The sequence below is a fragment of the Marivita sp. genome (genome assembly GCF_965656765.1).
Lineage (GTDB): Bacteria > Pseudomonadota > Alphaproteobacteria > Rhodobacterales > Rhodobacteraceae > Marivita.
Genome location: NZ_CBFHLV010000110.1, coordinates 1 through 5,045, shown reverse-complemented (window position 1 = coordinate 5,045; position 5,045 = coordinate 1). Strand labels below are relative to the sequence as shown.

Annotated in this window: 6 protein-coding genes; 5 read left to right on the top strand and 1 reads right to left on the bottom strand. The window is 55.7% G+C overall.

Translation table 11 applies throughout. The features are described 5' to 3' along the window. Nucleotides 1-354: LysR family transcriptional regulator (locus tag ACTG4M_RS17005; RefSeq protein ID WP_439124858.1), on the bottom strand; the 354-nt coding region annotated here is incomplete at its 3' end. Between the two features lie 105 nt (nt 355-459). On the opposite strand from ACTG4M_RS17005, the gene ACTG4M_RS17000 reads away from it, so the two are divergent. From ACTG4M_RS17000 to ACTG4M_RS16980, 5 genes are all read left to right on the top strand, one after another. After that, nucleotides 460-1,485, top strand: a complete 1,026-nt coding sequence (locus ACTG4M_RS17000; protein WP_439124857.1) for a D-cysteine desulfhydrase — start codon at nt 460-462, stop codon at nt 1,483-1,485. A gap of 7 nt (nt 1,486-1,492) precedes the next feature. Further along, nucleotides 1,493-2,695 carry a DegT/DnrJ/EryC1/StrS family aminotransferase gene (locus tag ACTG4M_RS16995; protein WP_439124856.1) on the top strand — a complete coding sequence of 401 codons (1,203 nt, stop codon included), beginning with the start codon at nt 1,493-1,495 and terminating at the stop codon, nt 2,693-2,695. Then, nucleotides 2,695-3,438 carry an aspartate/glutamate racemase family protein gene (locus ACTG4M_RS16990; protein WP_439124855.1) on the top strand — a complete coding sequence of 248 codons (744 nt, stop codon included), beginning with the start codon at nt 2,695-2,697 and terminating at the stop codon, nt 3,436-3,438. Before ACTG4M_RS16995 ends, ACTG4M_RS16990 begins: the two co-directional genes overlap by 1 nt. A 31-nt stretch (nt 3,439-3,469) precedes the next feature. Further along, a complete protein-coding gene (locus ACTG4M_RS16985; protein WP_439124854.1) occupies nt 3,470-4,432 on the top strand; it encodes an ABC transporter substrate-binding protein in 963 nt (320 codons plus the stop codon). Nucleotides 4,433-4,529: 97 nt separating this feature from the next. Next, nucleotides 4,530-5,045 (top strand): ATP-binding cassette domain-containing protein (locus tag ACTG4M_RS16980; RefSeq protein ID WP_439124853.1); only part of this gene is annotated, 516 nt, incomplete at its 3' end.

Sequence of the window (5,045 nt, the reverse complement as noted above, 5' to 3'; positions counted from 1 at the left end):
GCGACTTGGTTCCGCGATTGAATTGATGATCTGGGTGCCCATGGATGTCGTGATTGCGTGCTGGCTGGCGATCACCAACTGGCGCAACCCGGTGCTTTGCTCCTGCCGCATATCTGCGAGCAAGAGCCTCTGTTCCGTAGCCAGCTTGCGCAATTCGGCCGCGCGGTCGCGCAGAATGGTTGAGGGGCCGCTCGGTTTGACGCTGCGGTCGATCACCTCGATCCCCAGAACCTCTTCGAGAACTTTGATGCGGCGCGAAAAGGCGGGTTGTGTTATATTTCGCAGGCGGGCGGCATCGGCGACTCCGCCACTGTCCAACAGGGCCACAAGGTCTTCGATCCAGTCTATGCGCATTTCGCCCCTCTTTATGCGTGACGCGCATAATATCACTGGTTTTTCTATTTGACGATGCTGGTTACATGCAGAATTGATACTGCGAACCAATCAAAGGACGGCCCGATGCACTTTTCCCGATTCCCACGCGTAAACCTTGCCCATTTGCCCACAGCACTAGAGCCAATGGACCGTTTGTCTGCCGAGCTTGGGGGACCTCGCATCTGGATCAAACGTGATGACTGCACGGGTATGTCCACAGGTGGCAACAAGACCCGCAAGCTGGAATTCCTGATGGCAGAAGCGCAGGCGCAGGGAGCTGATCTTGTCATCACACAAGGGGCCACACAATCGAACCACGCACGTCAGACCGCGGCCTGCGCGGCCAAGCTTGGTATCGACTGCCATATCCTTCTTGAGGATCGCACAGGATCGAATGATCCGAACTACAATTTGAACGGCAACGTATTTCTTGATTTCCTGCATGGCGCCACTGCGGAAAAACGTCCGGGTTCTGGTCTCGACATGAATGCTGAGATGGAGACAGTCGCGGACAAGTTCCGCGCCGAAGGCCGCAATGTCTACACCATCCCCGGTGGTGGCTCAAATGCGACTGGTGCACTGGGCTATGCCAACGCAGCTATGGAGTTGGTCACGCAGGCCAACAACATGGGTCTCAAGATTGATCGCATTGTACACGCCACCGGCAGTGCGGGCACGCAGGCCGGTTTGATTGTTGGTCTCAAAGCAATCAGTGCAAATATCCCGCTTTTGGGCATCGGTGTGCGCGCACCCAAGCCGAAGCAGGAAGAGAACGTTTACAATCTGGCTGTGAAAACAGCTGAAAAGCTGGGCTGCCCTGGCGTGGTTGCACGCGAAGATGTCGAGGCGAACACTGATTATGTTGGCGAAGGCTATGGCATTCCAACCAAGGATGGTCTGGCAGCGATTGAGATGTTTGCCCGCCTCGAAGGTATCCTGCTTGATCCGGTTTATTCCGGTAAAGGCGCGGCGGGCTTGATCGACCTTGTGCGCAAGGGCGCGTTCAAGGGGGACGAGAACATCGTATTTGTTCACACCGGTGGTGGTGTGGCACTGTTCGGCTACACGGCCGCGTTCGACTATGACGCGCCGACTATGGCAGCGGAGTGATGCTTTGATGCAGCCTTTCACGGGCAGTTTCACCCAGCAGGAACCGATCGCAGACGACGCGATTGAGGCCGCTGTCGAGGTGCTGCGCAGTGGACGGCTGCATCGCTATAACACCATAGGCGATGAGCTTGGGCCGGTGGCCGAGCTCGAGAAAGCCTATGCCGAGTATCAAGGATCGAAATACTGCCTTGCGTGTACTTCTGGCGGGTATGCGATGGCGACTGCACTAAGGGCATTGGGTATTGGTGCGGGTGACCGTGTATTGACCAACGGCTTTACCCTTGCCCCTGTGCCCGGTGCGATTGCGGCTGTCGGAGCAGAGGCTGTACTGGTTGAGATCACGTCTGATCTGGTGCTGGACCTGCAAGATCTCGAGGCCAAGATCGAAACGACAACACCCAAGCTCCTTCTGCTGTCCAACATGCGCGGGCATCTATGCGATATGGATGCTTTGATGGCGATACTTGATCGGCATAGCATTCCTTTAATAGAGGATTGCGCGCACACGATGGGCGCGTCGTGGAACGGTCGGAAATCCGGCAGCTTTGGCATTGCTGGCTGTTTTTCGACCCAAACCTACAAACACATGAACAGTGGTGAGGGTGGGTTGCTGACCTCGGACGATCCAGAGTTCATGGCCCGCGCAATAGTGCTTTCTGGATCATACATGCTGTATGAACGCCACGGGGCTGGGCCGGCACCTGAAGTGTTCAAAGATATTCGGCTCGACACACCCAATATGTCGGGACGGATGGACAACCTTCGGGCGTCGATTCTTTTGACCCAATTGGACAGCTTAGAGACGAATATCGACCGCTGGAACGCGCGGCATGATTTGGTTGCTGATCGTTTGCGCGGGATACCCGGTGTCTATGTTCCGATCCGCCCTGTGGAAGAGCGATATGTTGGTTCGTCTTTTCAGTTCCTGATGCCTGATGCGACCTCTGAAACTATCCAGAAGGCCGTGGCAAATGCAAAGGCTCTGGGGGTCGAGCTTAAGTGGTTCGGTGCGGATAGCCCGGTTGGGTTTACGTCGAACCATCAAAGCTGGCGCTACATTGAACCGCAGGAATTGCCCAAAACGGATGCAATTCTTACTGGATTGCTGGATATGCGCATCCCTTTGACGTTCAGCCTTGAGGATTGCGCCCATGTCGCTGACATCATTGCGCATGTGGCTGGAAACGCCCAGCAAAAAGGAGCGGCGTGATGCGGAAGATTGGCGTTTTGGGGGGCATGGGGCCTGAAGCCACGATTTACTTCATGCAGCAGGTCGTCGATGCAATCGACGCCCGTGACGATTCTGACCACATTCCTCTGCTTGTTGACAACAACACGCAGGTGCCGTCGCGTATCAAGGCGATCCTCGAAGGTGGTGGCAAAGACCCCGGTCCGGTTCTGGCGCAAATGGCGGAAGGGCTGGTCGCTGCCGGGGCAGAAGCTTTGGTAATGCCTTGCAATACTGCACACTACTATGCCGATCAGGTGGCTACGGCCACCGATGCGCCATTTCTGAATATGGTTGAGATGTCTTGCGCAGAGGCTGGAAAAATCGCGCCCGGCGGCAAAGTGGGTTTGCTTGGATCACCCGCGCTGCAGCAAGTGGGCGTCTTTGAAGCCGCATTGGCCGATCAAGGCCTGAGCTCGGTATATGCAGCCGAACAGGGCAGGGCCTTGGCTACCATCAGATCGATTAAGGCACAGGGGCCGTCGGAGTTCGCAGCGCACACGCTCTCAGACATCTGCGCCCAGATGGTCGATGACGGGGCCGATGTGATCTGCATTTGCTGTACCGAGTTTTCGCTTTTGGCATCGGCCATAAACGCTAGAGTTCCGATGTTTGACGCGCTGCAGGTGCTTGTTAGTGCCAGTGTAGAATATTCGCGGTTGGGTGCGTCCTCACCCAGCGTGAATGAAGGGGGCGACGCGCAAAGAAGCGCAGTTGCGCCTTAATAAAACCAACCAACAGGGAAAGGACGAATAAATGAAAATGATCAAAACAAAAACGCTCATGACCTCGGCCATTGTGGCGCTGGGTGCCACTGGTGCGGCGCAGGCGGCGGATATCGTGATCGGTGTTCCGAACTGGGCGTCTGTAAATGCGACCGCACATGTACTTGAAGTCGTGATCGAGGATAACCTCGGTCTGGATGTCGAGCTTCAGAATGGCACGAACCCGATCGTATTTGAGGCAATGGACAGTGGATCCATGCACGTACACCCCGAAGTGTGGATGCCAAACCAGCAGAACCTGCACGATACATACGTTAAGGAAAAAGCGTCGGTCGTGATGAACGGCAATCCGGTTCAGGCTGAGCAGGGCATGTGTGTGCCAAGCTACATCGCTGAAGAGTACGACATCAAATCCATCGATGACCTGAGCGACCCGGACAAAATCGCGCTCTTTGACACAGACGGTAACGGTACACCTGAGGTCTGGATCGGCGCACCGGGTTGGGCGTCAACTGTGGTCGAAAAGATCCGTGCCAAATCCTATGGCTATGACCAGATGTTCGAACTTACAGAGTACGAAGAGACTATCGCTTATGCGAACCTTGCAAACGCGACGACGGCGAACGAGCCGTGGATCGGATTCTGCTACAGCCCGCATTACATCTTCGTGACTCAGGACCTCCACGTCCTTGAAGAGCCGGCACATGATCCTGCGACCTGGACCATCGTTCAGCCAACCGATGATCCCGACTGGCTGGAAAAATCCGAGGCATCGACTGCATGGAACGGCGCAACGCTGCATCTGCATTATGCCAAGGAACTTGAAGAGGCGTATCCTGAAGTCGCGTCGCTGTTTCAGAACTACCAAATGACTGGTGATGACCTGAGCGCGATGGGCAAGGCCCTTGCCGTTGATGGAGTTGAAGCGGTTGATTTCGCCCGTCAGTGGGTTGCTGATAACGAAGACACCGTCATCAACTGGCTGACCAACTAAGCCTCTCGTATCAGGGCCGCCGCACTCTTGCTGCGGCCCTTTTCCCAAGCGCCCCGCACGATCTGCACGGGGTGCGCATATCCCGCGGGAGAGCCCAATGGACGACCCTGTCGTAAAGCTCGAAAACGTTTGGAAGATTTTTGGCGAGCGAAGTGATGAGGCCATGAAGGCCGTGCTCAACGAAGGTTTGACCAAGCCGGAAGTGCTCGAAAAATACCGATGCGTTGTGGGTGTCCAAGACGCCAGTTTCGAAGTGTCGCGCGGCGAAATTTTTTGCATTATGGGACTATCCGGATCGGGTAAATCGACCCTTGTGCGCCATGTGAATCGCTTGATCGAACCCACCGCAGGTAAAATCCAGATCCTTGGCCAAGATGTGTCTGTTTTGTCGGCCAATGAATTGCGGCGTATCCGGGCGCAGCAGATTGGCATGGTGTTTCAGCACATGGCGCTTTTGCCCCACAGGTCCGTTAGAGACAACGTCGCCTACCCTTTGGAGATCCGCAAAGTGGCGAAGTCCAAGCGTTGGGCAATCTCTGACCATGCGCTGGGTTTGGTTGATCTGACAGGGTACGAAGACCGTCTGCCGCGCGAATTGTCCGGCGGGATGCAG